Source organism: Streptomyces sp. NPDC101234 (assembly GCF_044767525.1).
Classification (GTDB): Bacteria; Actinomycetota; Actinomycetes; order Streptomycetales; family Streptomycetaceae; genus Streptomyces; species Streptomyces sasae.
The window spans coordinates 206,110-221,073 of record NZ_JBIWOA010000003.1 but is presented as its reverse complement, the minus strand read 5'-3'; the positions used below and the strand labels follow the sequence as shown (position 1 = coordinate 221,073).

At 71.5% G+C, this 14,964-nt stretch carries 12 protein-coding genes and 1 pseudogene; 2 read left to right on the top strand and 11 right to left on the bottom strand.

Translation table 11 applies throughout. The features are described 5' to 3' along the window. Positions 1-45: 45 nt before the first annotated feature. The 6 genes and pseudogenes from ACIRR9_RS07490 to bla all read right to left on the bottom strand — a co-directional run. The gene (locus tag ACIRR9_RS07490) at positions 46-1,254 is read right to left on the bottom strand and encodes a cytochrome P450 (RefSeq protein WP_403748582.1); all 1,209 of its coding nucleotides are present in this window, start codon (positions 1,252-1,254) and stop codon (positions 46-48) included. Then, on the bottom strand, positions 1,251-1,877 hold the full coding sequence (locus ACIRR9_RS07485; protein ID WP_384562116.1) for an ATP/GTP-binding protein: 627 nt from the start codon (positions 1,875-1,877) through the stop codon (positions 1,251-1,253). The genes ACIRR9_RS07490 and ACIRR9_RS07485 overlap by 4 nt, the downstream gene beginning before the upstream one ends. After that, entirely contained in the window at positions 1,858-2,205 is a 348-nt protein-coding gene (locus tag ACIRR9_RS07480; RefSeq protein WP_123979437.1) for a DUF742 domain-containing protein, read from the bottom strand. The genes ACIRR9_RS07485 and ACIRR9_RS07480 overlap by 20 nt, the downstream gene beginning before the upstream one ends. After that, the gene (locus ACIRR9_RS07475; RefSeq protein ID WP_123979438.1) at positions 2,202-2,609 is read right to left on the bottom strand and encodes a roadblock/LC7 domain-containing protein; all 408 of its coding nucleotides are present in this window, start codon (positions 2,607-2,609) and stop codon (positions 2,202-2,204) included. Before ACIRR9_RS07475 ends, ACIRR9_RS07480 begins: the two co-directional genes overlap by 4 nt. Further along, a complete protein-coding gene (locus ACIRR9_RS07470) occupies positions 2,606-4,198 on the bottom strand; it encodes an ATP-binding protein (RefSeq protein ID WP_403748580.1) in 1,593 nt (530 codons plus the stop codon). The genes ACIRR9_RS07475 and ACIRR9_RS07470 overlap by 4 nt, the downstream gene beginning before the upstream one ends. A 202-nt stretch (positions 4,199-4,400) precedes the next feature. Then, a pseudogene (gene bla / locus ACIRR9_RS07465) lies at positions 4,401-5,252 on the bottom strand (class A beta-lactamase); the annotation flags it as partial. A gap of 229 nt (positions 5,253-5,481) precedes the next feature. Between bla and ACIRR9_RS07460 the strand changes: the two are divergent. Continuing rightward, positions 5,482-6,288: a hypothetical protein gene (locus tag ACIRR9_RS07460; protein WP_403748577.1), complete on the top strand. Its 807-nt coding sequence runs from the start codon at positions 5,482-5,484 to the stop codon at positions 6,286-6,288. Positions 6,289-6,636: 348 nt separating this feature from the next. Further along, positions 6,637-10,011, top strand: a complete 3,375-nt coding sequence (locus ACIRR9_RS07455; RefSeq protein ID WP_403748574.1) for a pyruvate carboxylase — start codon at positions 6,637-6,639, stop codon at positions 10,009-10,011. 269 nt (positions 10,012-10,280) lie between these two features. On the opposite strand, the gene ACIRR9_RS07450 is transcribed toward ACIRR9_RS07455, so the two are convergent. The 5 genes from ACIRR9_RS07450 to ACIRR9_RS07430 form a co-directional block, all read right to left on the bottom strand. After that, on the bottom strand, positions 10,281-11,258 hold the full coding sequence (locus tag ACIRR9_RS07450; protein ID WP_403748572.1) for an SMP-30/gluconolactonase/LRE family protein: 978 nt from the start codon (positions 11,256-11,258) through the stop codon (positions 10,281-10,283). A gap of 154 nt (positions 11,259-11,412) precedes the next feature. Next, positions 11,413-11,883 (bottom strand): hypothetical protein, encoded by a 471-nt coding sequence (locus tag ACIRR9_RS07445; RefSeq protein WP_403748569.1) that lies wholly within the window; start codon positions 11,881-11,883, stop codon positions 11,413-11,415. 42 nt (positions 11,884-11,925) lie between these two features. Then, positions 11,926-12,753 carry a DUF4389 domain-containing protein gene (locus tag ACIRR9_RS07440; RefSeq protein WP_403748566.1) on the bottom strand — a complete coding sequence of 276 codons (828 nt, stop codon included), beginning with the start codon at positions 12,751-12,753 and terminating at the stop codon, positions 11,926-11,928. Between the two features lie 87 nt (positions 12,754-12,840). Beyond that, a complete protein-coding gene (locus ACIRR9_RS07435) occupies positions 12,841-13,617 on the bottom strand; it encodes a polysaccharide lyase family 7 protein (RefSeq protein ID WP_403748563.1) in 777 nt (258 codons plus the stop codon). 123 nt (positions 13,618-13,740) lie between these two features. Then, entirely contained in the window at positions 13,741-14,949 is a 1,209-nt protein-coding gene (locus tag ACIRR9_RS07430) for a carbohydrate-binding protein (protein WP_403748560.1), read from the bottom strand. Positions 14,950-14,964 lie beyond the last annotated feature (15 nt).

Below are 14,964 nucleotides of genomic sequence, written 5' to 3'. Positions count from 1 at the left end.
TGCGCCATGCGGTGCTGCGCCTGTCTGTCGGTGCGGATCAGCGGCTCAGAGGGCGGGTACGGGGGTGAACCGGACGGGCAGCGCGGTCAGGCCGCGCAGCCACGGCGAGGGCCGACGGGTGAGGGAGTCGGCGGGCACCGACAGGTCGATGTCCGGGAGCCGGTCGAGGACGACCTCGATCCCGGTCCGGGCGACCACCTCGGCGACCTCCTGCGCGGGGAACGGACAGCGGTGCTCGCCGTGCCCGAAGGAGAAGTGCGCGTTGTTGCCGCCGGTCAGCGCGGAGGCGTCGGTGCGCACCTGCGGATCGGAGTTGGCGCCCTGCAGGCCGAGGATCAGCAGGTCACCGGCGCGGATCCGGCGACCGCCCAGCTGGGTGTCGCGGGACGCCCAGCGGCCGGCGATGTTCTGGCTGGGGGTGTCCTCCCACAGCACCTCGTTCATCGCCTCGGCGACACTGTTGCGCCCGCCGAACAGGGAGGCGGCGAACCGGGAGTCGGTGAGCATCAGGCGCAGCGAGTTGCCGATCCAGTCGGCGGTCGGCTGGTGCCCGGCCGCCATCATGACCATCAGGTCGTTCATCATCTCTTCGTCGGTGAACCCGCTCTTGTTCTGGAGCATCCGCGACACCACGTCGTCGGCCGGGTTCGCCTTCCGGTCGGCCAGCAACTGGGCCATGGACGTGGCCAGATGGGTCTGCCCGGCGATCGCCCGCTCACGCCCGTCGATCATGTCGTTGAGGGCGGTGACCAGACCGGGGCCGTCCTCGTCGGAGAAGCCGTACAGGCGCGCCAGCACCCGCACCGGGAGCAGCATCGCGTACTGGCCGATCAGGTCGGCCTCGCCGGCGGTGCACAGCCCGTCGATCAGCTCGTCCGCGAACCGCTCGGCGTGGCCCCGCAGTTCGAAGGGGTCGATGGCCTCCAGGGCGTCGCTGATCATCCCGGCGCGCTCACGGTGCCGCTCGCCGACGGTGTACAGGATCGACGGCTGCTTGCGGCCGATCATCGGCAGCAGCGGCCAGTCGTCGGGGATCATGTCCCACTGGTTCCAGAGGTCCGAGTCCCGGCTGAACAGCACCGGGTCCCCGGTCACCTGGTGCAGCTCGCGGTAGCCGACCACCAGCCAGGCCGGCACGTCCCCGTCGAGCACGACAGGGGTGACGGCACCGTGGTCGCGCCGCATCTCGCGGTACAGACGCGCCGGTTCGGTCTGGAACCGGGGGCCGCCGAGCGGCACGGCTTCGGGGGTCACACGAACTCCTGTCGGGGCAGGTCCGCCGGTGCGGACGGGCCGGCGTACCGGTTCTTGACGTGCTGGACCAGGGCGATCAGCACCTGCTTGCCGGACTCCCTGGACCGGGCGTCGCAGTTCAGCAGCGGGACCTGCGGGTCCAGGTCGAGCGCGTGGCGGATGTCCTCGGGCGTGTGGACGGTACCGCCGAAGTCGTTGCAGGCCACGATGAAGGGCGTGCCGTGCTTCTCCAGCCGGTCGATGGCGTACCAGGAGTCGTCGATCCGCCGGGTGTCGACGAGCACGACCGCTCCGAGGGTGCCGGAGAACAGCCGGTCCCACAGGAACCAGAACCGCTCCTGGCCCGGGGCCCCGAACAGGTACAGCACATTGCGGGCGTCCAGGGTGATCCGGCCGAAGTCGAAGGCGACGGTGGTCGCGGACTTGCCGCGCACCTCCCGGATGTCGTCGATCTCCTCGCCGGCCTGGGTCATGGTCTCCTCGGTGTTGAGGGGACGTATCTCGCTGACGGAACGGACCAGGGTGGTCTTGCCGACGCCGAAACCGCCCACGACCACGATCTTGAAACCGTTGTCGGCGGTCGCACCCAACGGGGTGCGCGCGTCAGAGGTTGCGGAGTCCAACGAGCACCTGCTCCAGGATGTCGGGGTCGGTGATGGCCGGCCGGTGGGGATGGCGGGCGCTGACGCGGCCGGCCACCAGCAGGTCGCCCAGCAGGATCTTGGTGATGCTCACCGGCAGCCTCAGCTCCGCGGCGACCTCGACCACGGAGACCGGGAACTCGGCGAGGCGCAGGATCGCCGCGTGCTCCGACTGCATGCCGGTGGCCGGCTCGGACTCGGCGACGACCAGTGTGACCAGGTCGAAGGGGTTGTCCGGGCCGGCGCCGCTGCGGCCGCCGGTGATGGTGTACAGGCGGTCGGGAGCGTCGTCCCTTCCGGGCCGGCTCATGACGTCCGGGGCTGCGCGGTGAGGTGTTCGCCGAGCTGCTCGACCAGTTCGCTCATGTTGTGCCCGACCAGCCCGGGGTCCGCGTCCTCACTGGTCACCACGGCCAGATGGGCACCCTCGCCGGCCTCCACGATGAACAGCACGCCGCCGTAGAACTCGGTCATCGCCGACCGCACGCCGCCGCTGCCGTCGCCGAACTCGACGGACGCCCCGTGCGACAGCGACTGGATGCCGGCGGCGATCGCCGCGAGCTGGTCCGCCTGGTCGACGGAGAGCTCGGGCGTACGACAGAGCTTCAGCCCGTCACGGGAGAGCACCAGGGCGTGCCGCGCGCCGGGGGTGCGCTCCAGAAGGCCTTCGATGAGCCAGGTCAGCTTGTCGTCGGCGGTGGTCCTGCCGGTCATGAAGTGGTGTCGCCTTCCGGGTACGCGTGCTGGTGGGAGGTGGCCTTGGGGTCGGACTCCGGGTGGGGCGCGGGGACCGGGTCGTGCGTGGGGGCGGGAGCGTGGCGGGCAGTCTCGTCGGCCGCGCCGGAGGTCTCGGGAGCCTCGGAACCGGCGTCGGAGTCGGGCCCGGCCGAGCGGACCGCCTGCCGGAAGCTGTTGAAGCGGGCGGCGCGCACCCGGGCGTCCTCGGCGGCCGGCGCCGGGCGCGGCTCGGCCGGCTGGTGCGCCGCCCTGCGCTCGGCCTCGGCGAGGGTCCGGCCGCGGCGCCGCTTGGGCAGTCCCGTGGGGCCGTCCGCGTCCTCGTCCTCGGTGGCGGCGTCGTCCGGCTCGGCGGACTCGTGCACGGGGTCGGCCTGGGCCGGCACCGGCTCGGGCGACGGTGCCTCGTTCGGGAGGGCGGGCTCTTCGGCGACCGGGCGGGCCAGCAGGTCCTGCGGGACCAGCATCAGCACTCCGGTGCCGCCGCGGGCCGACGGCCGGAACGACACCTTCAGACCGTGCTTGCCGGCCAGCCGGCCGACCACCGCGAGTCCGAGCCGGGTGCCGGTGAGACCGCCCAGTTCGGAGGTGTCACCCGCGACCGCCTGCTCGGCGCGGCGCAGCTGCACATCGCCCATCACCAGTCCGCTGTCCTCCACGGACACGATGACCCCGGACGGCACCTCCTCCACGTACACATGGACCTCGGCCGTCGGGGGCGAGAAGTTGGCCGCGTTGTCGAGGAGTTCGGCGAGCGCGTGCATGACACCCTCGGCCGCGTGTCCGGCGACGGCCGCGTCGCTCACCGAGTGCACCCGCACCCGGCGGTAGCCGCTGATGCGTCCCATCGCACCGCGCAGGATGGACTCCATGCTGATCGGACGCGCCCAGCGGCGGCCGGAACGCGCCCCGGTCAGCACGGCGATGGAGTCGGCGAGCCGGCCCGCCTGCGCCGTGCGGTGGTCCAGGTGCAGCAGGTCGGCGAGGACGTCCTCGCCGGTGTGCCGCTCCTCCATGGCCCGCAGGTCGGCGAGGGTGGCGGTGGCCAGGGCCTGCATCCGGCCGGCCGCGTTGCTCGCGGCGGCGATCGCGGAGGCCCGCTCCCGGTTGGCCCGCTCCAGCCCGGCGGCGAGCCGGGTGTTCTCCTGCCGGTACCAGTCCAGCTCCTGGCCGCTGTCCTCGTGGATCCGGGCCCGCTCCTGCTCGAAGGAGTCGGCGAACTCGCTGCGCTGCTGGGCCAGTTCGTCGATGAGCCGCTGCTGCTCCTGGCGGGCCTCCTCGGTGGTGCGGGCCTGCTGCTGGAGCAGTCGTCCGATGTCCTGGCTCACCGCCTCCAGGCGGCGCCGGGCGCCCCGGGCGGCCCGTGCGGAGTGCACGGCCCAGGTCACCGCCGCGCACAACAGGAGCGCGGCCGCACTGCCCCCCAGAGCGAGGGGCGTACGGACCGAGTCCGGCGCGGCGGTCACCGCGGCGACGACCGCGAGGGCCGACACCACAGCGGTCAGCGCGATGGTCGGAGCGAGCGTACGGAGGGAAGGTCGATCGCCGGGATGCGTGGGCGCGGTCATCGGTCCGGTCTGGTCCTTGGAGCGGTAGGGATGTGGATCCGGTAAAGGAGATGTGACGCTCGGTGCTGAACTGGGCGTCACTATACGAGAGTCCGTGATCGGAACAGAACGGTTCCGGCCCCATTGCATTGAACCGGCTTAAGGAAAGTGACTTGCTGTGTTCCGCCTGTGAACGATCCCATGCTTTGCCGTGCTTGAACACGTCCGCCACCACCGCCGCGGCCTTCCTCACCAGCGGTGAGTCGGCCTGTGCGGTGGCGTCGGTGTGCGTGGAGAACACGGCGAGGACGACGGGATCGCGGCCCGGAGGCCAGGCGATCGCCACGTCGTTGGCGGTGCCGTAGCCGCCTGTTCCGGTCTTGTCGCCGACCGCCCAGTCCCCGGGGAGCCCCGCCCGGATCCGTTCCCCTCCGGTGGTGTTGGCGCGCAGCCAGCCCGTGAGCCGCCGCCGGTCCGCGCCGTCCAGGGCGTCGCCGACGACCAGTCGCGCGTAACTCACGCCGACGGCCAGGGGAGTGGTGGTGTCCGTGACCCGCCCGGGCTCCGCCGAGTTCAGCTCCGGCTCCCACCGGTCCAGGCGCGTCACTTCGTCCCCGAGGGAACGGCACAGCCGCGTCACCGCCACCGGCCCGCCCAGTTGCTCCAGCAACAGGTTCGCCGCGGTGTTGTCGCTGTACTCGACCGCCGCCGCGCACAACTTTGCGACGGTCATTCCCGAGGCGAGATTCCCGGGCTTCCCGGTGACGGGTGCCCCGCCCGCCCGCTCCACATCACGCGCGTCGTAGTGGACGACCTCGGCGAGCACATCCTCGTCGAGGTCGCGCAGGACGGCGGCCACCGCGAGCGTCTTGAACACCGAGCACATCGGGAAGAGCTCCCCGCAACGGTACCGGATTCGGGCCCCGGAGCCGGTGTCCCATGCGAACACACCGAGTCGGGCCCGGTGTTCGCGCTCCAGCACCTGGAACCGGCTCGCCGCCCGCGGCACCGCCCGGGTGCCCAGCGCGGTACCGGCGGCCGCGGTCAGTACGACGCGGCGGGACGGCTTCTGCATGACCGCTCCTTTACCGGGACATCGGTGAGGGGGACGCGCCGACGACCTTGAGGGTTCACTCGTGGACGGGTGATAAACCCGACCCCGGAATTCGACCAGTAGTAGCTCCCGCATCGTCGCAAATGATCCAAACGTCTATACGATGCGCGTGGAACGGCATGCACGCGGAGAGCCTCTTCGGAGGCGCAGGTCCGAGCCGGGGGGCGGTGTCGAGGGGGCGATGCCTTTCATGAGGGGCAACGGAAGCTGGGGGACGGTGGCCGCGCGAGCGGTCCGGTTCGTGCGGCGCACGCTGCGCGACGAGTGGCAGAACATCGTGATGGAGCCGGTACGCCAGCTCGTACGCCGTGGCCTGTCCGGGATCGTGCTCGCGTTCGTGGCCGCGTTCGGCGTCATCTTCTTCCACGGGATCGCCCAGCACCCCTTCGGCAGAAGGATGGTGTGGCACCTCGGCGGTGTCACCGCCGACCTGCCCCTGTGGCTCTCCCTGCTGCGAACCCCGGTGTCGCTGTACGTCCCGGCGCTCGACCTGCCGGTCTGGGCCGGCATCACCCAGCTCTTCCTGGCCTTCGCGCTCGCGGAACTCGGCCTCGGCCGCGCCCGCACCCTCGCCATCGCCTATGTCACCACCCTCGCGGGCACCATGACCGCCCGGCTGATGGTCGCGCTGGGCCCCGGCTGGTGGGGCTTCGGCCTGCCCCCGGAGGTCGGCCGGGTCCTCGACACCGGACCGTCGGCCGCGGTGGTGGGCCTGTTCACCTATCTGGCGGTGGTCCGGCGCGCGCCCGTCGTCTTCACCCTGACCGGCGGCTCGATGGTGTGGGAGTCCATCGCCGTACCGAACCTCGCCGGCCGTGAGCACCTGATCGCCGTGGCCGCGGCGATCGTTCTGGGCCTGATGCACGGCCACCGACTGCCGCTCCCCGCCCGGCTGGTGGAACGCCTCGGCACACCGCCGACACCGCCCTGGTCCGACCCGCCGGTGTACCGGCCCGGCCCGCCGCGCCACCCGGTGCCGTCCTTCCGGCTCCCCTGAGACCCCCAACCCCTCCGGCTTCCCGGAAACCCCATATGTCACGCGTCCGACCCGCCGAACTGCTCAACGACGTCAATGTGATGGTTTTCGCACTTCAGCCTGTTCGGGCAACCCCTAGTGTTGCGGCGAGCTAGGGGGTGTCCGGCGGATCAGGCCGGTGGGAGGACGCGGTGCCCTGTGGCCGAAGGCCGGGGGCGTCGGCGAGTGACGACAACGCGGCTGGGGGTACCCCCTCCGGGGGAGGGCGTGCCGGACCCCGCGTCGCCGACATGATCCGCCGGACACCCCCAAGGACGGGCGCGGCTGACACCATGGTGTCCGTCGCCGGCAGGCTGAAGGGATCCAGGGATGTTCCGCAAGGTGCTGGTCGCCAACCGTGGAGAGATCGCCATCCGCGCGTTCCGCGCTGGCTATGAGCTGGGTGCGCGCACGGTCGCCGTCTTCCCCCACGAGGACCGCAACTCGCTGCACCGTCTGAAGGCCGACGAGGCCTACGAGATCGGGGAACCCGGGCACCCGGTGCGCGCCTACCTCTCCGTCGAGGAGATCGTGGGCGCCGCCCGCCGGGCCGGGGCCGACGCCGTCTACCCGGGCTACGGCTTCCTCTCCGAGAACCCGGAACTCGCCCGCGCCTGCGAGGAAGCGGGCATCACGTTCGTCGGCCCGAGCGCCCACACACTGGAGCTGACCGGCAACAAGGCTCGCGCGGTCGCCGCCGCCCGCGCCGCCGGTGTACCGGTCCTCGGTTCCTCCGCGCCCTCCAACGACATCGACGAACTGGTGCGCGCCGCCGAGGAGATCGGCTTCCCGGTGTTCGTGAAGGCCGTCGCCGGCGGCGGCGGCCGCGGTATGCGCCGGGTCGAGGACCCCGCCACGCTGCGCGAGTCCATCGAACAGGCCTCCCGCGAGGCGGCCTCCGCGTTCGGCGACCCGACCGTCTTCCTGGAGAAGGCCGTCATCGACCCCCGCCACATCGAGGTGCAGATCCTCGCCGACGGCGAGGGCAACGTCATCCACCTCTTCGAGCGCGACTGCTCGCTGCAGCGCCGCCACCAGAAGGTCATCGAGCTGGCACCCGCGCCCAACCTCGACCCCGGACTGCGCGACCGCATCTGCGCCGACGCCGTCCGCTTCGCCCGCGAGATCGGCTACCGCAACGCCGGCACCGTGGAGTTCCTCCTCGACCGCGACGGCAACCACGTCTTCATCGAGATGAACCCGCGCATCCAGGTCGAGCACACGGTCACCGAGGAGGTCACCGACGTCGACCTGGTCCAGGCCCAGATGCGCATCGCCTCCGGCGAGACCCTCGCCGACCTCGGGCTCTCCCAGGAGACGGTGAAGCTGCACGGCGCGGCCCTCCAGTGCCGTATCACCACCGAGGACCCCGCCAACGGCTTCCGCCCCGACACCGGCCGGATCAGCGCCTACCGCTCCCCGGGCGGCTCCGGCATCCGCCTCGACGGCGGAACCACCCACGCGGGTACGGAGATCAGCGCCCACTTCGACTCGATGCTGGTCAAGCTCACCTGCCGGGGCCGGGACTTCAAGGCCGCCATCGGCCGCGCCCGGCGCGCCGTCGCGGAGTTCCGCATCCGCGGTGTCGCCACCAACATCCCCTTCCTCCAGGCCGTCCTGGACGACCCGGACTTCCAGGCGGGCCGGATCACCACCTCCTTCATCGAGCAGCGCCCGCACCTGCTCACCGCCCGCACCTCCGCCGACCGCGGCACCAAGCTGCTCACCTACCTGGCCGACGTCACCGTCAACAAGCCGCACGGCGAGCGCCCCCACCTCATCGAGTCCACCACCAAGCTGCCCGCGCGGCCCGCCGGCGAGCCCCCGGCCGGCTCGCGCCAGCGCCTGGTCGAACTCGGCCCGGAGGGCTTCGCCCGCCACCTGCGCGAGTCGCCCACCATCGGCATCACCGACACCACCTTCCGCGACGCCCACCAGTCCCTGCTCGCCACCCGCGTCCGCACCAAGGACCTGCTCGCCGTCGCCCCGGTCGTCGCCCGCACCCTGCCCGAACTGCTCTCCCTGGAGTGCTGGGGCGGCGCCACCTACGACGTGGCGCTCCGCTTCCTCGCCGAGGACCCCTGGGAGCGGCTCGCCGCCCTGCGCGAGGCCGTCCCCAACATCTGCCTCCAGATGCTGCTGCGCGGCCGCAACACCGTCGGCTACACCCCGTACCCGACCGAGGTGACCGACTCCTTCGTCCAGGAGGCCGCCGCCACCGGCATCGACATCTTCCGCATCTTCGACGCCCTCAACGACGTGGGCCAGATGCGCCCCGCCATCGACGCCGTACGCGAGACGGGCACCGCGATCGCCGAGGTCGCCCTCTGCTACACCGCCGACCTGTCCAACCCGGACGAGCGGCTCTACACCCTCGACTACTACCTGCGGCTCGCCGAGCAGATCGTCGACGCGGGCGCCCACATCCTGGCCGTCAAGGACATGGCGGGCCTGCTGCGCGCCCCCGCCGCCGCCAAGCTGGTCTCGGCCCTGCGCCGTGAGTTCGACCTCCCCGTCCACCTGCACACCCACGACACCGCGGGCGGCCAGCTGGCCACCTACCTCGCCGCGATCCAGGCGGGCGCGGACGCGGTGGACGGCGCGGTCGCCTCCATGGCCGGTACGACCTCGCAGCCGTCCCTGTCGGCGATCGTCGCCGCGACCGACTACTCGGACCGTCCCACCGGGCTCGACCTGCGGGCGATCGAGGACCTGGAGCCGTACTGGGAGAGCGTCCGCAAGGTCTACGCCCCCTTCGAGGCGGGCCTCGCCTCCCCGACCGGCCGCGTCTACCACCACGAGATCCCCGGCGGCCAGCTCTCCAACCTGCGCACCCAGGCCGTCGCGCTCGGCCTCGGCGACCGCTTCGAGGACATCGAGGCGATGTACGAGGCCGCCGACCGGATCCTCGGCCGTCTGGTCAAGGTCACCCCGTCCTCCAAGGTGGTCGGCGACCTCGCCCTGCACCTGGTCGGCGCCGGGGTGAGCCCGGAGGACTTCGAGTCGACGCCCGACCGGTTCGACATCCCCGACTCGGTCATCGGCTTCCTGCGCGGCGAGCTGGGCACCCCGCCCGGCGGCTGGCCCGAGCCGTTCCGTACCAAGGCCCTCCAAGGCCGCGCCGCCGCCAAGCCGACGCCGGAGCTGTCCACCGAGGACCGCGAGGGCCTGGCCAAGGAGCCCCGTACGACCCTCAACCGGCTGCTGTTCCCGGCCCCGACCCGCGAGTTCGAGACGCATCGTCAGACCTACGGCGACACCAGCGTCCTGGACAGCAAGGACTTCTTCTACGGCCTGCGCCCGGGCAAGGAGTACTCGGTCGACCTGGAGCCCGGCGTCCGGCTGCTCATCGAGCTCCAGGCCGTCGGTGAGGCCGACGAGCGGGGCATGCGCACGGTGATGTCCTCGCTCAACGGCCAACTGCGGCCGATCCAGATCCGCGACCGGGCGGCGGCCTCCGACATCCCGGCCACCGAGAAGGCCGACCGCACCAACCCCGGCCATGTCGCGGCCCCGTTCGCCGGAGTCGTCACCCTCGCGGTGACCGAGGGCACGGAGGTCGAGGCGGGCGCCACGGTCGCCACCATCGAGGCCATGAAGATGGAGGCCACCATCACCGCCCCGAAGGCCGGCCGGATCTCCCGGCTCGCCATCAACCGCATCCAGCAGGTGGAGGGCGGCGACCTCCTGGTCGAGATCGCCTGACCCGGAAAGCCCCGAAGGGCCGGGCCGCTCCGCCGGTCCGGCCCTTCGATGCGGGCGGGTGCTGTGCCGGTCCGGTCCCTCGATGCGGGCGGCCGCTGCGGGCGGCGCACTGCCGACGGGGCGGTTGTGGTGGCGGGGGCCCTGTGCGGCTGCGGTTGCCATGGGCCGGTGTTCGCCTTTCGGCCGGTGCGGTCCGGGCGCCGTGTGTGGCACGCCGTTCTTTCGCCACCCGCGAGCGCGCCCGCCGGAACTTCCGCACCGGCTCCGGGCTACTGGCGGGCGAAGTAGGCGTCGAGGCGGCCCTTCAGGAGGTTGGGGTCGCGCTGGGTGAGGTAGGCGGCGTCGGCCACGAACAGGTCGCGGTCGCGTACCGCCAGCGAGGTCGGGTTGGACAGGCCGTCCTGCACGGTGAGGACGGTGTCGTGGGTACCGTCCGGGCGGACCAGAGCGACCTCGTTGGACGTGCTCAGGGCGGCGAGGACGACGTCCGAGTGCCCGGGGAAGACGAAGTCGTCGACGCCGTCGAGGCCGGTCGCCCGGGTCGCGACCGCCCCCGCCGAGCCGTCGGCGCCGACCGGGATGCGCAGCAGCGTTCCCCGGTCGGTGTTGGTCACCCAGACCGCGTCCTTGTGGACCTTGATCCCGTTGGCGCCGAAGCCGTCGGCCGACCCCGGCAGCCCGGTGAGCGCGGCGCCCCTGGCCCAGGCCGTCGGCGCACCGCCCGACTGCGGGACGCGCCAGACCGTGCCCAGGGCCGAGTCGGCGACGTAGAGCACGCCGTGCCGTTCGTCCAGGGCCAGGCCGTTGGGCAGGCCGTCCGGCGGGAGCTGGGCGATCTGCTCGGGCGTGCCGCCGCTCGCCGGGATGCGCCAGACACCTGTCCTGTCGGTGCCGGTGGCGTAGTTGACGTACAGCGTGCCGTCCTGGGCGCGGGCCAGGCCGAGCGTGACGGCGCCGTTCACCAGTGCGGTGCGGGGGTGGTCCTCGGGGGGCAGGGTCGCCAGGACATGGACCCGGCGCTCGCGGGTGACCTTGACGACCTGCCGGGCGAACGCGAAGGAGACGTCGGCCGAGCCGCCCCGCTCGGCGACGACGCTGTCGGGCGTCTGCCCGCGCGTCAGATCGAAGTGGGCGCTGGCATGGGGATTCGAGACGAGCGGCCCGTCGCTCGCGGCCGGGGCCGCCGCGAGCAGACCGATCGCGACCACGGCCGGCGCGACGACGGTCGGGCGGGGGAATCGGGGCATGTGACCTCTTTCGACGGGAGTGCGAAACTCCGGCGAACCGGTCACACCAACATGACGCTTCCCGGGCCCGGCTCGACGGCAGCCCCGGCCGGGACGTCGCCCGCCCGGCGCACGGCCCGGCCCCGCGTGCCGCCCGCCCGGGTGACGAGCCCGCTCAGTTCCACAGCGGGACGGTCATGACCTGCGTGAATCCGGCCGGCCTCGCTCCGGAGTAGGTCATGGTCATCCGGGTGAAGTGCTGCACGCTCGGATGCTTCTTCCACACCGTCGGCTGGTCGAGCCGTACGGTCACCGGGTACTTGCGGAAGGTGCCCTTCGCGCAGTACGGCTTGCAGTCGTTCACCCAGTTGATGCCCTGGGCGACCGCGGTGTTGTCGTTCCACCGGGTCCAGTGCATGCCGGCGAGGACGCTGTTGCCGTCCCCGCAGGCCAGGATGAAGTTGGTCGGCCGGAACCGCTGGTGCCAGAGGCAGTCGACGAGCACGGGATGCTGGACCCCCTGTGACGCGGCCGGCGCGGCCGGTGCGGCCGATGTCGGCGGAGTCGCCGATGCCGTCGTCATCGCCGTCGTGAGCAGCAGGCAAGCCCCGAGTCCGATCGCCGTTCCCACCACTGGTTTCCGCATGGTCGCTCCCGCCCGTACCGCCGTATGTGCTTCTCTACGACGCTACGACCGTCCCGCGAGATGTACCACTTGCGACTGATGTGCGAGCCCGGAGTCGTCGTAGCCGCCGTAGTCGGTGCTGCTGCGGTAGAGGACCTGGGTGACCAGGCCCAGCACCAGGAAGACCCAGACCAGGAGCTTCGCGGTGGAGTCCAGGAGCAGCGGCCGGGTCGCGGAGCGGACCTCGCCGGCCTCTTGGGCCACCTCGGCCTTGGTGGCCGGCTGGTCGCCCAGGAGCCCCTTGGGATAGGTGGGGGTCAGCATGCTGACGTAGGCGCCGAACCGCAACCGGTAGCGGGCCACCGCCGCCGTCGCGCCGAAGACCGGGCCGGGCAGCCGCCCCAGGACGATCCCGATGATCCAGAAGATCCAGCTGATCGCGAACCAGCCGGTCGCCGCGAGGTTGGAGATGATCGCCGCCGGGATCATCAGGATCAGCCGGAACAGCACCGCGAGCCGGTTCAGTGTGGTGGGCCGCAGTTCGATCTGTACCGGATAGTCGGGTGCGGTGAGCGCGAAGGGCGGATAGCGGTCCACCAGGAGCATGGAACTCGCCGAGATCCGTGTCTCGTACGCCAGGTACGTGCCCAGGAACGAGGCGATCGGGTCGGGCAGCCGGCCGAGGAAGAGCGCCGCGAACCAGCCGGCCACCGTCACGAAGAACGCGGCGATGCCCAGCAGGAACAGCGCGATGTACTGCGGGACCAGCAGCAGCCAGCGCAGCAGCACCGTCCAGCGACGCTGCGGCCCGGGCGCGGGGATGTCCAGCGCGGGCCGCCATTCGGCGCCGTCCGCCGTGACGGGAGGGCGTGGTCCCCAGCTCTGAGTCATCGGTCCTCCCGTCGTCCGGCCGTGGCGCGGATGGCCCTTCCATCGTGCTGCGGAACGGCAGCCCCCGCCAGGCCGGACCAGGCGAACTCAGCCGTGTGTGACAGTCAGTCCGTAGAAGGCGACCCGGGCGCCGTTGGTGGTGCTGTCGGAGGACGACTGGTTGTACGAGCCCGCCTTGAAGTACTGCTTGTACTGGTTGAAGGAGGACGGGACGGCGTAGTGCGTGGTACTGCCGTTGACGGTCAGGTCGATGGTGTTCCCGCCGGAGACGGCGATGGTGTAGCTCCAGGTCTTGCCCACCGACACATGGCCCACGCTGTGCGTGGTCTGGCCGCCGTCCGGGGAGTTCTCGGTACCGAGCACGATGTCGCCGTTGGAGTGGTAGTACAGCTCCAGCAGCGGCTTGGTGGACGAGCCGCCGGTGCCGAGGTGGATCTGGCCCACGCACACGTTCTTGGTCACCGAGACCACCCGCAGTGTCGCGTTCATCCGGTGGCTGCCGCTGAGCGACCAGTTCGCGGAGCTGCCGTCCCGGTTCATCTCGCGCAGTTCCGAGCGGGCGTAGTCGGAGTTCGGGGTGGTGACGCCCTTCTCGGGCGCCCAGAAGGTCATCGCGCCGTCGCGGGTGTCGGTGTAGAAGTACGCGTCCTGGTAGCCGTTCGCGCCCTGCAGCCGGGACGAGGGGATGGTGGTCGGCGAGCCGGGGGAGCCGACCGGCTCCTGGAGCTGCCATACGGACAGGTCGAAGTTGCCGCCGGGCGCGACGTTCGGGTTCGCCGCGTTCGCGCTGCCGCCGAGCAGGACGGTCAGGGCGAGGGCCAGGCCCGCCGCGGTCGGCGCCGCGAGCAGCCGGGAACGGTTCACGTGGGGGTCCTTTCGTCAGGGATGCGGCCGCAGCCCTGATGTTCATGTCCGTGAACTGTGACCGCATCCTTAACCGTCGATGACCCGTGAAGCTAAAGGTCCGGACCAATCACGTCAAGGGGTTCAGCAGGCTCCCTCGTCCGTCCAGGGGCCCCACTGCGAGGCGCCCGGCACCTCGTTCTGGGTCCACCACTTGGCCTTCCAGTTGTGGCCGCCGTACGAGGCCTCGTCGTCCTTCACGTACACCGCCGTCGAACTCCACGCGGTCTTGCAGGAGGTCGGAGTCGGCGTCGGGGTGGGTGTGGGGGTGGTCGTCGGCGGGGTCACCCCGGCGAACTTCACCGAGTACTTGGCGAAGTCCCAGGAGTTCTGGGCGACACTGGAGCAAGTGCCGGATGTGCGGCCTCCGTTGTCGGCCGGGGTGCACTGGCGGTCGCGGTTGAGGGACCAGAAGGTGAAGCGGTCCATGTTGTGGCTCGTGGCGTAGTCGAGCACGGTCTGGAAGTCGGCCTGGGTGAAGTACTCGCCGGTGTCGCTGCGGCCGTTCATCCCGGAGAAGCCCTCGTGGGCGTAGGCGGTCGCCTGGTCCCAGCCGAAGGTGGACTGCAGGATCGAGTTGAAGTTGGTGAGCGCGCCGGTCTGCGAGGCCGCCCCGTTGAAGCCGCCGTCGAACGGCATGATGGAGAAGTTGTTCGGCGTGAACCCCTGTGACTTGGCCTCCAGCAGCATCTGCTTGCCGAACCAGCCGGTCCCGTCCGCCGTACCGGCCGTCGTCACCGACACGTACAGGCCGGGGTTGTTCTGTTGGAGGATCTTCGCGGCGCCGATCTCGTTCCTGATCGCCGCGGTGTTCTCGTACTCCGGCTCCTCCAGGTCGAAGTCGATCGCGTGCAGCCCGTACTTGGTGATGACCTGCTGGTAGGCCGCCGCTGTCGAGGCCGCGTCCGCGCAGGTCTGGCCCAGCTTGGTGCCGCCGTAGCCGCCGATCGAGACGGAGACGTCGCCGCCCTTGGCGCGGATGGTGTTGATGACGGACTGGACGGCGGTGTCGGCGGACACCGCCGCGGTACCACCCCAAGTGGGGGAACAGCCGCCGCCGTTGGGCGCGAGGACGAACGCCAGCTGGAAGGCCTTGAGGCCGGTGGCGTCCATGATGGCGGCCGCGCTCGGCGGGTCGTTGTCGAGCGGCATCAGATAGGGCGCGGCCGCGTACCAGCGGTTGCTCAGTGCGGTGGTCGCGCCCGAGGCGTTGCCCGCGACGAGTGCGGTGGTGCCGGCGGCGGCGAGCGTGACGGCGGCCGCCGCGCCCAGACATGCGCGAAGAGTTCTCACTGCGTGCCTCCTGTG